We start from the raw sequence: 15,228 nt of genomic DNA on the forward strand, positions 1-15,228 counted from the left end.
TCAGAGTGTGTCGGTGTTAGAGCTGCGCCTGGATGTTAATGGCGGCGGCCTGGACGCTGATGCGCTGGCGGGCCTGCACACTGCTCTGGCGTTGGCTGCGGCTGGCCGCGACGGCGCGGGACAGGTTGTCGACGGTGAGTTGCGGTGTTTGCAAGCGATCCGCGAGACCAGCAGCGAGCGCGGCCGGACCTCGGTAGCAGGCCGCTTCGGTGGCGATGATGTCGGCCACATCGCGGTTCCGATACTCGGCAACATGGCTGGTAAAGAGCTGATAACTCTCCTGCACCAACGTGTTGAGCACCTGCAGCGACTGATCGGTGAGCGGCTCATCAGGGCTCATGTCATTCTTGTGAGCCCCTGCATACACGGTGGTCACCTTCACACCCGCCCCTTCCAACATGCGGGAACGGTCCATGTGACTGGCGATCACGCCAATGGAACCGACACCCGAAGTCAGGCTAACCACCACTTCCGTACAGGCCGCCGCCAACAGATAGCCGCCCGAGTAAGCCATGAAGTTGACCAGGCCGGTGATGGGCTTGATCTGAGTGGCCGCACGGATATCGGCGGCCAACTCAAAGGCCCCGACCGCGCTGCCGCCCGGGCTGTCGATATCGAGCACGATCTGCTCGACCATCGGATCGGCCACTGCCGTGTTGATCATTCGCCGCAGATCTTCGTAGCTGGTCATGGTTTCACAAGCAGCCAGGTGGCTGCCGCGACTGACCAGTACGCCAGAGACGGGGATCACTTCGACACCAGTTTGCCCAATGGCCGCCCGGCGTTGCTCTTCCCGCTCAATCACTCGGCGTTCGTAGTCATCATCGTCATAGAACAGCTTGGATTCGGCAGACATGCCCGACAGTGCGCCCATATCCAGATTGACGATGTTCAGGCTCATGGTGTTGTTGGCCCAGCGCATACCCAAGTCGAGCATGTCCGGGGTGACTAACAGCGGCTGATTGAACAGCAGGCTGGCAGCCCTGAGGTGTCGTTTCATGCGGCAAGCATCCTCACGATGTCGTCGCGCTGCTGCTCCAGCTGGGCGCGGACGTTGGGGTTGTGCATATTGGGCAGCTCGTTGGCGACGTCAGTCATGTTCAGCGGCTGCAGATAAATATCGCCATTGGCCACCGGCGGCATATTTTCCAGCCGGCGAATGTCGTTGATTGACAGCCAGCCCCACTGACGGCCAACGGCGTAGGAGTCGTAGCGGCTCTTCTGGTCGCCGCGCAGCAACCCTGAAAGGTTGAACTCGATGAAGTATTGACGGCGCTCCCCCGGCAGCAAGAAGTCGCGCATCATTGCTTCTTCGTGGCGCTTGACCCAAGGCATCAGGGCGAAGATCACGTACTGGATAAGCAACTGTTCCAGGCTGTTGTAGCTAGCCTTTTCCAGGTCGTTAATCATGTGCGGCGGGATCTTGTAGATCCTGGCCAGGTCGGTACCGGTAATCTTTAGAATGCCCAGCAGCTCGGCATCGACGTTGCTCATCGACAGCGGTTTGAAGGTCATGCCCTCTTGGAGCATTGCGACCTTTTTCGCGTTGTCGACGCCGGAGAACTTCTCGCCCCACTGGTCAACGATGCGCTGGATGCTGCTTTCGTCCTTGATCGCCACCGACTCTTTCGGGCGCTCAATCACGCCGCTGACCGCCGTGCCGTTGGCAAACGACTTGCTCGCGTAATGCCGGACGGCCTGTGCCAGGCCTACTGCATCGGCGTGTAACTCAATGGGTGACATGCCGGTGTAATGGTTTTTCGTGTGCCAGCGTACGTGATGCACCAGGCGCATGGGCAACGGGTCATGGCCGCCCACGCGGTAATACGGCAGCAAATCTGGGCCCTTGAGCACCGTCACCTTGTCGTTGTGCATCGGGTACAGCGCCTTCACCGATCCATCGTCGTGACGCTCAATGAAGCTGTAGGCATTGCCACGCAGGGCGCATGCGAGCTGACTGCACTCGCGGTACTCATAAGGCGTCTGCCAGGGGTTCGGCTGGTACCGCAACACGTCATACAGCGGGTGATCCGACGCTGACTCGCGCTTGCCATCGCCCAGGCGGCGATACATCTCAAGAGGCAGTTGGGCCACGCTCTCGGCCAGCAGCGTGACGCAGTTTTGCAAGACCGTGATTGCCAAGGCGCTGTCCGGCGTGACCTTGACCCCGGCGGCCGACCTGCTCCGACCGATCATGCTGCTCCACAGACCTGTGCCGTCATTGGTCACCAGCCCTTGGTCAGCGCCACGCAGGTTGCTGAAGAACATGATCAGCCACCTCCCGGCGAGGGTTTACGGCTCATGGAGGCGGCTGCTCTATCAGCGATGTACGCCCAGCCCAACAAGCCAATGCCCGCAACGATGAACGCGGCGGGAACATGGATCAGCGCGATGCCGGCGATCAGCAGGCCAAAGCCCAGCAAGCCGGCGAGCCAAGAGGCCCAGGTGATAAGTTTCAAATGCCAACCCCTTGGTCGTAGATGGATTTACCGCTGTCGCTGGCCGACACCGAGTTGCTGATGCCCACCGACATGACGGCGCCGACGATGCCGTCGATTCGGCCAATGGCTTTGGCCTTGTCGACCTTGCGGTTGTTGGCCGGGTCAGCGGTGACCACGGCGTTACCGGCGCACCAGGTCATCACCGGGTTGCCATCGTGGCGCAGGGTCTCGACCGTGCTTTCAGCGATGATCTCCGCATCCTCAACATCAGGATCAATGGTGGTGGCTTTCGCCTGGGCCAGGCCCAGCAGACGCCGCTCAAACTCATCCACGGCCGGGCCCATGTCCTTGTAACCCTGACCGAAGGGCGCCATTTCCGGCAACGCGATGTCGTGTTCATCCATCAGTTGTTTCAAGTCCTCGATGCGCCAGCGGTCATAGGCGATCTTGCGCACACCGAAGTACTCGCAGATAGTCACCAGGCGGCGCAGCACAAAGAGCTTGCTGATGGCCCGGCCGGGTGTGGTTTCGAGATCCCGCGACTTGATCCAGGCCTTGTACGGCACCTTGTCGCGCTTCTCACGCTCATCCAACTCAAAGTCCGGGATCCAGAAATACGGCAACAATCGCCAGTGCGGATCCTCATACGTCGGGTAGAACAGGATGACGAACGCCGTCAGGTCAGTGGTGCTGGCCAGGTCGAGGCCGGCAACGCAGGTGCGGTTGCGCAGCATCGACATCGGCACCAGCTCCTGGGCCTGGCTCCAGACATCCCACGAGATCCAAGCCGTGGTGGCCTGGGTCCATTCGCAGAAGTTGAGCCGCCGGACCACCGCCTCTTTCGACGGCATGCCACGGGCTTCAGCGACCTGCTCGCGCAAGTACTTGCGACCGGGAATGCCATCGACCTGCCCTTCCAGCTTGAAATCCAGACTCGGGTTGACCTTGGCCCAGCAGTCTTCGCTCAGGAACGGGTCATCACCTTTGTCCAGGCTGCAGATGAAAGCGAAGAAGCTGTCGTTTTCTTCTTTGCCGGCGCAGATCCGCGAGCCCAGCTCGTGGTGCTCCCAGCAAACGCTGTTCTTGTCCGAGCCGCTGTTGGTGATCATCACAATCAGCGCTTGCTTCCGGTGCTTGGTACCGGCGCGCATCATGTTCACGACAGTGGCGGTTTTGTGTTCGTGGATCTCATCAAGCAGCGCCATGTGCGGACGCGGTCCGGACTGGCCGTCGTCGGCGCTGATCGGTTTGAAGAACGACCGGGTGTTCGGGTAGTACAGGTTCCACACCTTGTCGCCGGTACCAGACTGGTGCAGGCGTGAGCCAAGGTGTTTGGACAGATCGACCATGGCCACTGCATCGCGGAACAGGACCATGGCCTGATCCTTTTTCGTGGCGGCGGCGTAAACCTCGGCGCGAGCTTCGCCGTCCGCGACTAGGCCGTACAGGCCGATGCCAGCCGCCAAGGGTGATTTGCCGCTGCCCTTCCCCGTTTCAATGTACGCAATACGGAACCGGCGAAAGCCGTCTTCGGTTTTCCAACCGAACAGGCTGCCCACAACGAAGGCTTGCCACGGCGCGAGGATGAAATTCAGCCCCTCATAATCGCCGCCGTTGAGGAACAGCACGTCTTCAAAAAAGCCGATGGCGCGGTTGGCTGCCTCCAGATCCCAATACAGGCCACGCTTGGGGCCGGTGCGCAGGTCACGCAGGTGCCGCCGGGCGGCGTTGCGCACATCCGGCCCCGCGACAATCTGCTTGGCCTTGACCGAACGGGCGAACGCGGTAACGCGATCATCCTCAGGAGAAGTACTTGTTGGCGGCGTCTCGTTGTTCATTGGGGAAGAGGTCACCTTGTGGAGGCGCCACCTTCAGGTTGCGTCGCGCCATAGGCGAGAACCCGAACATTGCACCCGCAGCGTTTGCACGTTTCTCGGCATCGTTCGCCAACTGGCGCCATACGGAGATTTGAGTGGCGCCGGTTTTGAATACCTGGATGTCACCCTTGTCGGCGGCACCCTCCTGGCTTGCGTTGGCATCAGCGATGCGGCGGCGGAATCGCTTCCAGTCGGCAACCGCTTCGCAGTAGGTGGCCAGCGCCATCATGTCCAACTTGGAAATCAGCCCGAGCAGGATCAGGTCTGGAACCAGGCGCTCCCACTCGGCAACGGCATCGTCGGTCAAACAGTCAGGCATCGGCGGGGCCTGAACCGGAACAGACGGAGAGGTAAGATCATCCATCAACGCACCGAAGGCCTTTTTGCCTTTGTTACCATCCAGCAAATGCAACACAGCTGGCTTTGCTGGCCTTCCTGAGTTTCCGTTTCCAGCCATACAAACCTCCTGTTAATCCGTTATTTACCCCCACCTATTGATACCCCCCCTTCCCATTTTTCGCGGCTTTGCACAGAGAGAGGGGCGATCGGTCTAGAGTGTTTTTGCAAAAAACTTTTCCGCCCCCATACCCACTGGGAAGCCTAAAAATGCGCGTTTCTGGTGCAAATTCAGCGGTTCCAGTGATGCCCTGGATCCAGCGGCTTGCCGCCCTGGTCGCACCCGATCTCGCGGCCCGACTTCTCCAGGCGCTGCTTGTACGAGTTGTGGCAAGGACCACAGAGCGACTGCCAATTGGACCGATCCCAGAACAGCGTCATGTCGCCACGGTGCGGGGTGATGTGGTCGACGATGCAGGCCGGCTCTACGATCCCTTGGCGCTGGCAGCGAGCGCACAGAGGATGCTTGCGTAGGAAGCCTTCGCGGGCTTGCTGCCAGCGGTAGTTGTAGGGGCTGGAAGGCTTTGCCTGGCCGCTCACTGCCCAGATTCACCCTTTGGCGTTACTACCTCGCAAACACCCAGTCGCTTGGCGGCCCAGCGTTCGTATAAGCCAATCGCGACGTCTGCGCCGGCCATCGCCGTGAGACACCCGATGCTACCCGCCGCCAGGACCGACATGCCCGAAGCGTGGAGCAGCATCATCGTGGAAAGCCCGCAGACCACGCAGGCACCAGATCGGAGCAGCAAGCGGCGAACCAACGACCAGCCGCTCACCCCTGCCTTGTCGGCCCGCCATGCCTCGCCCGAGATCCCGCCGACCAGGGACAGTACGATCACCATCCAGATCGGCATATCAATTAGCGCCTGCTGCTCGTTCGTCATCGCCCTACCCCATAAACGCAAAAACCCGGCGCGAGGGCCGGGTTTGGTATGTTGGTGAATGCCGCTCTTTGCGGTCGCACCTATCGAAGATGGGTACTTTTTACAGGCTGAGTTTCCTGGCAGCAAGCGAGTTTTAATGCCATGGCGCAATACGGGTGCAATACAGGTATGACGCAGGTACAACACGGGGGCAATACATTCAATCGGCTATCGCTTTCAAGTCGCTGTCCTACCTGTCCCACCGCTTTGGAGTCAGGTGGGACAGCTGAGAGCCCCGAAAATAAAGGCTCTGTCCCACTGTCCTACTATTTATCTATTTTCTTCGCATATAGAGAGAAAACAAATAACACGCGTGCGCGAAGCGCGTGCATACATGATACTACGCTCACATGCGCGGGTGGGGGTTTTAGGTAGGACAGTGGGACAGCCCGCGAGCGGCGTGGCCTGTAGCTTTCCCACCACATGAAAAATGGTGGGACTGTGAGACAGCACCAAGCAGAGTGCTGACAAGTATCATGCAGCTTGCTTTATCAGTAAACCAGCAATGCACACGTGCGCCTGGTGCAGGCGCTCGTAGTAAGTTTTGCGGCAACAGCCACAATGCGTGATCTTCTGCGCAAGAAAGCTCTCGTGGTTGCAGTAGTGCTCTCTCACCACCACAGACAGCTGCGGCGGCAGGTGCTTGTTGACGATCAGTTCAATGTCCACCGATTCATCCAAAAGCACGCGGCTACCGCGTGTCCCACGTATCAGCTCGCCTTTGCACTCCATCAACATGGCGATCATGTTGCCACCGCCAGTTCCTCCGCTATCAGAGTTCATGGGCGAGTGCAGATCCTCAGCCCAGAGTTTGAGCATTTCATCGATTCGTTTAATCAAAGCACGGCTCCTCGTTGGCAACGCGCTGCGGTGCGGGCGGGCTGCCCCAGTTCTTGGGCTTCTTGTACGCCCATGGACGCTTACCGCTCTTCGGTAACGCCGGCATGCGCACACGTCGCCAACCAAGGCGATGCATGATTGCCCCAACACGGATCTGTTCGGGTTTGCCCCAATGCCCCAAATCCAGCCTAAGCGCCTGACTCAGCACATCACTGCCAGAGGTGGTCTCACCAATCTGGACATCCTCTAGCCAGCTCAAGATCGGCCCTTCCCACTCATCAACAACAAATCGCTGATCCTGTGCCTCAGCAAACAACGGAGCCTCAGCAGGCGTAACCCACCAGATATCTCCGGCCTCATAGCAAAACATCGCCTCAGCCCAGAGTTGATCGCGGATTTCACGGAGCTTCACCAGATCGACCTTCATACAGGCAACAGGCCAATACCGTCGATTACCGGTAGCGTCCTTGAGGTATTCGTCCTGGTTGGTAGTACCAACGAACACACACTGGCGTGGCACGTCGTTCGTTCTACGACCGTAGCTCTCGCGATAGGTATCAGTAGAGGCCGAGAAGAACTGCTTGGCCTTGGTGCTTTCTGCCTTGTTAAAGCTATCCAGCTCACCCAACTCGACAATCCACTTACCTCGAATGGCCTGGAATCCGTCCTTGTCGCCAAGGGCAAACGGTGTATCCATAAACCACTCGCCGCCCAATATGCTCATGGCCGTGGACTTACCTGCACCTTGGGCACCTTCCAAGATCATGACCGAGTCCGCTTTGCAGCCAGGTTTCATCACCCGAGCAACGGCCGACAACATCCAACGTTTGCCCACCTTCTTTGTGTAATCCGTGGGGTAAACACCCATCACCTCGGTCAACCAGGTATCGAGCCGAGGGACGCGATCCCACTCAAGCTTTTTCAGGTACTCACGCACGGGGTGAAAAGCATGATCGTGCGCGACGACACTCACCGCCTCAATCACATGGGATGCTTTCACCCGCAGATTGTAGTGTTGCGCAAGCCACTTCATTACCCGCACGTCGTCAATGTCAGCCCAGTCCCCAGCACCGCCGCCATAAGGTGCAGAACGCAACTTGACCAGTTTTGAACTGAAGGCGCTGTAGCTGATAACACCCGCCCAACGCTCATCATTGCCCAGGATCAGCTCCACATTTTGCATATGCGCAATCAGTGCGCCACTCTCACTACGAGCGAGCTGATCTTTCCAACCACCCGCTGCCGGGGGCTTGACCACCGCCAACACCTGGCGGCGGACGGCCTCCAATCCCTCCGCGACGTGCAAGTCGTTGAAGTCGGTCCACTTGATCTCGCGCTCGCTGGAAAACACCGGTGCGACCACCTGGCCACCGACGATCAGTGCAGCGTTGCTGGCCTTCTCTTCGCCGGGGTTCCAGGGATCGCCGTTGGGGCGTTTGGTTTTCCAGTCATCGTCACGGCAGATAATCACCGGGCAGCCAGGGAAGCGCTCGCGCATGGCCTTGGAGACCGAGAGCAAATTACCTGCGTCGAAAGCGATAGCCACCGGCATAGAAGTCGCCATGTGCAGGCTGGCTCCCGTCGCATAGCCTTCACAGATCAGCACCGGCTCGCCAGGGTCAGGGTGCGGTCCGATCAGGTGAAAAGCACCTTCCTTCGACATCCCATAGGGCCAGTAGGCTTTGTCGCGCCCGGTGTCTTCCTGCTTGCAGGGGTAGATCACCTGCAGACCGACAATCTGGTCACGGACGTTGCACATGGGAACCAGCACCGCGCCTGTGCGCGGCGCATAACGAACCTTGAAACCAACGATCTGCTTGCGATCCAGATAGTCGCTCTTGCCCTTCTCTGGCATGCGCATGAATAAGCCGGCAGCACGACTCGCCGCCCGACGTGAGGCGTTTGCCGCAATTTCAGCAGCCTTGCGCTTGGCATCCTCCTGTCGAGCGCGCATAACTTCGCGCTCTTCAGGACTCATGCGCCCTGCCTTTACCTTGATTTTTTGGGTTCCGCCAGAACGCCAATCACCGAAGCTGCCGAAGATCAGCGTTTCGTTTTTTTCGGTGTGGTGTTCATGGACCACGTACCAGCCGTTCTTTTCCTTGCCCTTGTCCTGGGAATTTTTGCAGCGGGTCAGTTTGCCGAACTGCAGTGGCTGGTCGGGCTCAAGGCCATAATCCGAAAACTGACGGAGTACCTCATCGAGCATGGCGAGCCCTCCGTGCTTCGTCGATGCTTTGGCAACCAACGCATTGAGTGCAGCCAGGGATTGCAACACGGCGCGCCAACGGGATTGGCTCCTCGCATACCTCGCAAAACATGAACGAATGCGCGGCCGTGGCGGTTTTACTTGCACTACGTGCAGCAAGGGCTCGATCCAGGCGCTCTTGCACCAGGTCATTGGCAAAATCGGAGATGTCAGCCATGGTCAGCCCCCCGCGTGATTTGGTTCACGTACGCGGCGCGGTTGACCATCCCCAACAGCCCCTGAATACCGCGAAACACCTGCAGGCGAATTTCGGCCAGTTCGGAATCACTGACGACACCATCCCCAATGCTCTTAGCCCAGGTATCTGCAAGATCCGCCACCTGCCGGAAATAGCCGGCAATACCTGTGGTTAGGGTCTCCGGCATATCGCTGGTGTACGCCTCGGCCAGTTCCTGCCAGGTCGTGTCGCCGACAAGGACATGCACCGCATCAAGGATGCGCCGGTCCTTGGTCAGTTCCAGGATCTCACCGAACTCCTGGACGTTGACCGTGTGGCTGGGATGAGTGGGAGACAACTTGTGTTGCAAAGTGGTGGGGTTGCGGCCGGTGGTGGCGGCGATTGCAGCGGCGCCACCGGGATAGTCCCGTGCGGCGTGGTACAGCGCCAATTCGAGCGTCAGGACTTCCCTGTGTGCTCGATCAACGCAACTCAGAGCAATTCGGCTCATGGCATTAATCCTAATAAGTTGCCAGTGCCGCGCGGCGTACAGTGGTGATACATTTGCCGCGTGGCTTGAAAGGGCCCAAACGCCGGCCAGACCTTAGGGATCGAAACCGGCACCGTGCCGAGGCGAACAATCCGTTGCTCACCTCTGGCGCAACAGCTGCCTAATCTGTGGTGGAAAAGGCAGCAACCCAAGGCATCCGTGCCTTGAAAGCGCGGTAAAGGGAGGCGGTTTAGCATGTGGTGTGCCCGCCGACCTCTATCGCGACCCGACAGCACTGTGGTGGTGTGTGCCGGGAGGAACTGGGCGACCTTTGGGTCGCCTTTTTTCTTGCTACGCGACGGCTTTTTGAGGAGCAGAAGCGTTCAACAACCAAGCGGCTTGGAAGGCGTTGCCATTCTGCTTCGCCGCAATAGCCAACAACTCGGCATACTTGGTTTCACCGGTGTAGTCCGTACGCGGCAGGCATGCAGCCTGACGCCATTTATTCAATGCCTGATAGCTTCTATTGCATATCTTAGCGGCGGCTCCTATGCCGCCTACAGCTTCAAAAGCGAAGGCTAGCGCGTTTGGAAAATCTGCAGGGTCGAGCATGACAACCTCCACTTATCAACTTCTGGTTGATATTATAGATCAACTGACTATTGCGCAACCTCTGTGAGACTATCAACCCATGGTTGATAAAAATACTCTCCGCGCAGCGTTCAGCGAGCGCCTCCATGAAGCTCTTGATGATGCCGGTATACGAAGCCGAGGTCGGGGCGTCGACATTCATCGTCAGCTGAAAAGACAAGGAGTGGAGAAGACCACTCAGGCAATCAGTAAATGGCTAAACGGCGAGTCGATAGCCGAAGCCGACAGCATGGCTGCGCTTTGCTCCTGGTTAGGAGTTCGAAGAGAATGGTTAGAGTACGGTGTGTTACCGAAGGCACAAATTGGTGAGAGTAATATTCACCAACTGATAGTCGGCGATGGAAGTAATGTCCGCGAAATGGGGCAACACTTTGGGAAGGTCCCTTTGATTTCCTGGGTGCAGGCAGGCGCATGGTGTGAAGCGGTTTCAAACTTCGAATCCTATGATGCTGATTCTTGGCTTTCCTGTCCTGTTGCGATCAGCAATCAGGGATATGCATTGAAAGTACTTGGCGATTCGATGACAAACCCCGGGCCTGGGCGTAGCTATCCAACCGGCTGCATTATTTTTGTAGACCCAGAGGCAGAAACAAAGACGGGTGATCGAGTAATTGCTCGGCTTCCGCGCACCAATGAAGCCACATTTAAAGTTCTAGTAAAAGATGCTGGCAGACAATTCCTTAGGCCAATCAACCCTCAATATCCAATCATCGAAATTACTGAAGAAACACATATTTGCGGCAAGGTAGTAGGATCATTCGTTCCCGAGTGATCAAGCATTTTACAGCCATAATTTCCCGAGCCAACCTTGATTGGCTCGGAAAAACATCAAGACGGTATAAAGCCGCCTCGACCACTGGATGATGCGGTAAATTTAATCAAACATGCAAACTCTGCAATATCCTTCGGTGGCTCGTCGTTCTCCACCACTATCACCTGCTGTTCTCTAAAGTTTTTTGCTAGTGATCGATAGAATGAGTCTTTAACTTCATGAGTAAAGCCAACCTCATCCGTATCTGGCTCACGATATACAACCAACGGCGAATCGATGATCACAACTCCCGGATGAGGCAGGTGCTTCTTAATGCAATGCAGAAGCAGAGAAAGAGAGAAAGCCGCATGGGTAATAGCACGAACGCCTTTACCATGGCTAGACCTAGCTCTATCAATCAAAACTATATCCTGTTCTTTCTCACTGAAACCTATCCGACCATGGTTTGGAAAATTCCATTCTGCAAGTAATTCTTCAACCTCATAGATAAAGTCACTAACCTCTCCAGCACCCAACTTGGGAGACGGCATACTCTCTCCTGGGGAGCTTCCTGCGCCTTCAACTTCTAATAACATATCCTCAAGCTCATGAGCTCGCTCGAACAAGTCTAGCGCTCGATTATATAAATCACGCTCACCTTGAACATGTAAAAAAGCATTCAGTGCTGCTTCAATTTTTGGCTTAATCTGCCAATCCAGTTCTTCACCAATAACTTTCAACTCAACCTTTAAACTCCCAAGCTCTTGGGTAAACTCATCAATCTGCGATTCATTATCTACCCTTGTCTCTTCCAGGTCAGATAATAGAGAGTTGATTTTCCTAATCTCTGCCTGACACGAAAAAGCTATCTGCTCATGAGAGGGTTCAATCCGATCATGATCATGAACCTGATGGACAGATGACGCCCCACAGACTGGACAGTTCTCCTCCCCCATTTGGTCAAGCCGAAAGCTGACCTCAGCAATACTTTGCAGCCTCGCGAGATCCGAAATGTACTGCTGCTTTAACAGTGAAAACCGGCTCTTCAACTCAGCCAGAACATCTACTCTTGACTCTACCTTATACAACTCAACAAGAACCTCCCTCCGACGAGCCTCAAGAAAATATAAGGTTTCATTATCCGCCTGCAGCGCAAGCTCCGTATCACTGTAGACGACATCAATCCTTTTTGACTCCTCATACGCGTCTTCCCATGTACTGGTAGAAAGCGACAAAGAATCAATTCTTTTACTATTCTCAACCAGTAAATAACTTAATAACTCAGCTTTACCTAATTGTTTTAAAGGAGAGAGCTTTTGCTCTTCCACCCCCTCTATCAAAGATGCATCAACGCCGGTCAACAACAATCTCAAAACAGAACTTTCTGCAGTAGCAGAAATGTATTGGCCCGTGAGCGCTGGCGATATTTCCTTAATTATTGATTCTTCATCAACGATTATAAGGCGGGCAATATCCCTAAAGCTAAGCTCCCTGACTTTACCATCTTTATTGACCCTGACTCGTTTCCCTATGAAACCAGACATTGTCAAAAGAAAATTAGAGATAGTTTTTTGGTCGCCCGCCTTGTGCTTGGCTGCTAGATAAAATGACTCAGTTGAGCTTACGACTTTGAATTTACCTGCAGTTTTTAAGCTTCGTGAAATCCTTACTTCTTCCCCCGTTTCTGCTTCGACAATACAGAGCTCTGCGCTTTCATAAAAAGATGCCTCAGGCACACTTTTAGGAACTTTACTAGCGCCTAGAAGATAATCAATGCACTGAACAATGAATGTTTTACCAGTATCTGAAGGCCCAGATATTACATTTAATCCCTTTTTAAAACTTACTTCTGCATTTGGGACGGAAGCTCCGGACAGTGTCAAACTAGAAATTTGAAAGCCCTTCATAGCTCAAGTCCTTTTTTAAGAGCCGGGGCCATTTCAAACTCAGCCCCCCAGTCACCCGCCTCGCTCTTTACTAATTCGGAAAGCTCCTGATCCGAATGCTCTTTGAAACGTTCCACCAACCAACCGGCCCTATCACGAAGCTTTAGTGCATAATTTGCATTGAGCACGTCCATAAAAGAACCAGACTTTTCGGTAGCCGAGTACAAAACACCGTCCTCCATGAACTTCCTCTCAAGTAACCCTTTGCTTTGATATAAAAGAAGACCTTTTTCGAGAGCCGCACGCCTCACTAAGAGCTCTCCACTCCTATGAGGAGTCTGTGGATGCAGACCGACTGGCCCAAAATTCAAATCATCAGAATGTACTATCAGGTAGTCCAATATAACTAAACGCTGCAATGTATATGCAGAAGGATAATCCTCGGTAAGAACCGCCAACGCCCTTAAACCCACTTCAAGAGGGCCATTAAATTGCGGAAACGTTGTTGACTCATTCATCATCACCCCCCCAACCAAACTCACCATCATTCACTAACTGATGGCAGATACCTTTCTTATCTAAAACGGTAAGACGTTCCACCAGCGGATTATCGGTAATAGGCAATAATGCTGCAAAATTGGTAACCGACGTCAAACGCAAAAATTTTAATTCATGATCTGCATCCAGTACGTCAGCCACACCTGCCTTTACGAGATGTTGCAGCTTAGTAAAAGGTCCCGGCGGAAGCGTATCTCGAGAGAAAGTTCGCAATGCTTCTGCGCTATAGAATTCAAAACGTGAGGAACTGAAATGGCGATTATATTTTTTAAAAGCAGTTAACTCTTTCGCAGAGTTGACTACTGTAGAAAGAGCCTCACCATACACATCTAACAACGCTTTTACATAATTTACCTCTTCGCTTGCAATTTCCTCTGGAGGCGTTTCGACTGTAGGACGCAAAGGTAATCCACCGCCAAAACGTGCAGCATGCCAACGTGTTTTGGCGTGTTGTTCAATGATGCGAAGAGGAGGTACCGCATGAAAAATTGTAAAATCCAATCCATCTAGATAACTTTCAATATCCCCAGAAAGGACAATATCATCTGTGGACGTAATCTTCCTTTCACACTGCTCTTTCCACTGGAGTTTCAACTGCTCTTTCAGCAACTCTGGTTTCTTGAGCAAATTTGAGAGCTTTGTTCCAGCGCCCTGCGGCGCTATGAAGTAATAATTTCTTGGGTAACGATATTCCCCAATAAATGAATAATAGACCAACTTACCCAGCTCTAGCCATATATCAGACGGCGTCAACCCGCTCTTATAATGCTTACACTGATAATTATCCCAAACATTTTGGTCAACTATATCAGTAGCGATAATGTCTCTCCCCATATCGCCTGCACCACCACAACGCTCAACCTCCTTGTAATTTTCACGGATCGAATCAACCCATTCGAGAGTGAAGTCTTCCCATTGACTAGCGCTAAAGATTTTGATGCGGTCAATTTTAGGGATGGGGATTCCAAACGCCGCATAAACAGCTGCTTCATCGCTCATCGATGTGCTTGCCAGGGGCACCTTCTCGTCCATTTACTCACCCTAGATCCATCAGCCCTTTTTCTAATGCCTCTGATGGCATCTTGTGAATCTGAGCTTATCTGAGATGTTGATTTAACGATAGCAAAGCGGCATCACTGGCAATTTTAACACGCAATATCAACCGACAGTTGACATTGCGGGTGGTTATGGTTGATCTTGCTATGACTCTTCCACCACAGAGCGATGCAAGACAATGCACACCACTACAACCCTGCACGTCCACCCCGCCGCTGCTGAGCCCTTCCTAATCTTCGAGATCCGACGCTTGGCCCGCGAGAGCGGTTGCTCGTTTGTCACTACCAAACCGAAGCAGCAATCGCGCAACGTACCCACCCCATTCGATCCGAACGGCGGGGGGCGCGCAGCATGAGCAAGTACAAACTCGACAACCGCACGCTGACCCTGCTCAAGGCTCAGGTCAATCTAACCGAAACCTTCAACCACCTCCTGCGCGCCGAGACTCAGCGAGAGTCACTAGCCTTTCGCCTGAAAGTCGAACGCCGTAAGGCCGACACGCACTTCACTGTTGAACTGGGAAGCGAACGCCACACGCTGACCCTGACTAACAGCAAGAAGATGCACCTCAAGCTTGCGGACTTCATTGAAGAGATTGTCAACGGACCAACCACCTCTACTGGCCCATCGTCTCTGCCGCACGCAGACCGCCGCTATGGCGTGTTTGAGATTGAACACAAGCAGCAGGTGTTCGACCTGGTGCAAACCGGCGGCGTCATCAGTCTCGACATGGGCTTTGAGCAACCGATCAACCTGGCAATCCATCGCAACAAAACCCGCTCTGGAATCACCACCATCTTGAGCATCGGCGTCAGAAAGCCGCGTACCAAGTGCTTCACAGTCTACGGGAGCGACGTGGAGATCTACTCCATGGTCGCCGAATCCATCAACCACCTGGCCGTCATGGCGACACCCGCCGCGCATGCAGCCTAG

At 54.7% G+C, this 15,228-nt stretch carries 17 protein-coding genes; 2 read left to right on the plus strand and 15 right to left on the minus strand.

Going from position 1 to position 15,228, the window contains the following annotated elements; genetic code table 11:
* Nucleotides 1-16: 16 nt before the first annotated feature.
* The 12 genes from E4P01_RS21715 to E4P01_RS21770 form a co-directional block, all read right to left on the minus strand.
* Nucleotides 17-1,000, minus strand: a complete 984-nt coding sequence (locus tag E4P01_RS21715) for a S49 family peptidase (RefSeq protein WP_216091463.1) — start codon at nucleotides 998-1,000, stop codon at nucleotides 17-19.
* Entirely contained in the window at nucleotides 997-2,268 is a 1,272-nt protein-coding gene (locus tag E4P01_RS21720; protein WP_216091464.1) for a phage portal protein, read from the minus strand. Before E4P01_RS21720 ends, E4P01_RS21715 begins: the two co-directional genes overlap by 4 nt.
* A gap of 2 nt (nucleotides 2,269-2,270) precedes the next feature.
* Nucleotides 2,271-2,459: a hypothetical protein gene (locus E4P01_RS21725; protein WP_216091465.1), complete on the minus strand. Its 189-nt coding sequence runs from the start codon at nucleotides 2,457-2,459 to the stop codon at nucleotides 2,271-2,273.
* Nucleotides 2,456-4,279: a terminase TerL endonuclease subunit gene (locus E4P01_RS21730; RefSeq protein WP_216091466.1), complete on the minus strand. Its 1,824-nt coding sequence runs from the start codon at nucleotides 4,277-4,279 to the stop codon at nucleotides 2,456-2,458. Before E4P01_RS21730 ends, E4P01_RS21725 begins: the two co-directional genes overlap by 4 nt.
* On the minus strand, nucleotides 4,242-4,775 hold the full coding sequence (locus tag E4P01_RS21735; protein WP_169990309.1) for a P27 family phage terminase small subunit: 534 nt from the start codon (nucleotides 4,773-4,775) through the stop codon (nucleotides 4,242-4,244). Before E4P01_RS21735 ends, E4P01_RS21730 begins: the two co-directional genes overlap by 38 nt.
* A gap of 170 nt (nucleotides 4,776-4,945) precedes the next feature.
* Nucleotides 4,946-5,254: an HNH endonuclease gene (locus E4P01_RS21740; RefSeq protein WP_248130131.1), complete on the minus strand. Its 309-nt coding sequence runs from the start codon at nucleotides 5,252-5,254 to the stop codon at nucleotides 4,946-4,948.
* Nucleotides 5,251-5,598: a phage holin family protein gene (locus E4P01_RS21745; RefSeq protein ID WP_216091467.1), complete on the minus strand. Its 348-nt coding sequence runs from the start codon at nucleotides 5,596-5,598 to the stop codon at nucleotides 5,251-5,253. Before E4P01_RS21745 ends, E4P01_RS21740 begins: the two co-directional genes overlap by 4 nt.
* A gap of 513 nt (nucleotides 5,599-6,111) precedes the next feature.
* Entirely contained in the window at nucleotides 6,112-6,477 is a 366-nt protein-coding gene (locus E4P01_RS21750) for a hypothetical protein (protein ID WP_216091468.1), read from the minus strand.
* On the minus strand, nucleotides 6,470-8,686 hold the full coding sequence (locus E4P01_RS21755; RefSeq protein WP_216091469.1) for a VapE domain-containing protein: 2,217 nt from the start codon (nucleotides 8,684-8,686) through the stop codon (nucleotides 6,470-6,472). Before E4P01_RS21755 ends, E4P01_RS21750 begins: the two co-directional genes overlap by 8 nt.
* Nucleotides 8,676-8,903: a TraR/DksA family transcriptional regulator gene (locus E4P01_RS21760; RefSeq protein WP_216091470.1), complete on the minus strand. Its 228-nt coding sequence runs from the start codon at nucleotides 8,901-8,903 to the stop codon at nucleotides 8,676-8,678. Before E4P01_RS21760 ends, E4P01_RS21755 begins: the two co-directional genes overlap by 11 nt.
* Nucleotides 8,896-9,414, minus strand: a complete 519-nt coding sequence (locus E4P01_RS21765) for a phage regulatory CII family protein (RefSeq protein ID WP_216091471.1) — start codon at nucleotides 9,412-9,414, stop codon at nucleotides 8,896-8,898. Before E4P01_RS21765 ends, E4P01_RS21760 begins: the two co-directional genes overlap by 8 nt.
* A 330-nt stretch (nucleotides 9,415-9,744) precedes the next feature.
* A complete protein-coding gene (locus tag E4P01_RS21770; protein ID WP_216091472.1) occupies nucleotides 9,745-10,005 on the minus strand; it encodes a hypothetical protein in 261 nt (86 codons plus the stop codon).
* 79 nt (nucleotides 10,006-10,084) lie between these two features.
* Between E4P01_RS21770 and E4P01_RS21775 the strand changes: the two genes are divergently transcribed.
* The gene (locus E4P01_RS21775; protein ID WP_216091473.1) at nucleotides 10,085-10,816 is read left to right on the plus strand and encodes a S24 family peptidase; all 732 of its coding nucleotides are present in this window, start codon (nucleotides 10,085-10,087) and stop codon (nucleotides 10,814-10,816) included.
* A 56-nt stretch (nucleotides 10,817-10,872) separates the two neighbouring features.
* On the opposite strand, the gene E4P01_RS21780 is transcribed toward E4P01_RS21775, so the two are convergent.
* Genes E4P01_RS21780 through E4P01_RS21790 form a run of 3 tightly spaced genes read right to left on the minus strand, consistent with a single transcriptional unit; the run spans nucleotide 10,873 to nucleotide 14,238 of the window.
* Entirely contained in the window at nucleotides 10,873-12,702 is a 1,830-nt protein-coding gene (locus E4P01_RS21780; RefSeq protein ID WP_216091474.1) for a hypothetical protein, read from the minus strand.
* Complete coding sequence (locus E4P01_RS21785) at nucleotides 12,699-13,199, minus strand: ABC-three component system middle component 2 (RefSeq protein WP_216091475.1); 501 nt, start codon at nucleotides 13,197-13,199, stop codon at nucleotides 12,699-12,701. Before E4P01_RS21785 ends, E4P01_RS21780 begins: the two co-directional genes overlap by 4 nt.
* The gene (locus E4P01_RS21790) at nucleotides 13,192-14,238 is read right to left on the minus strand and encodes an ABC-three component system protein (RefSeq protein WP_216091476.1); all 1,047 of its coding nucleotides are present in this window, start codon (nucleotides 14,236-14,238) and stop codon (nucleotides 13,192-13,194) included. Before E4P01_RS21790 ends, E4P01_RS21785 begins: the two co-directional genes overlap by 8 nt.
* Before the next feature lie 408 nt (nucleotides 14,239-14,646).
* Here E4P01_RS21790 and E4P01_RS21795 point away from each other — a divergent pair, with 408 nt between their 5' ends.
* Nucleotides 14,647-15,228 (plus strand): hypothetical protein, encoded by a 582-nt coding sequence (locus E4P01_RS21795; RefSeq protein ID WP_216091477.1) that lies wholly within the window; start codon nucleotides 14,647-14,649, stop codon nucleotides 15,226-15,228.

The sequence above is a fragment of the Pseudomonas sp. NCIMB 10586 genome (genome assembly GCF_023127895.1).
In the GTDB taxonomy this organism is placed as follows: Bacteria; Pseudomonadota; Gammaproteobacteria; order Pseudomonadales; family Pseudomonadaceae; genus Aquipseudomonas; species Aquipseudomonas synxantha_A.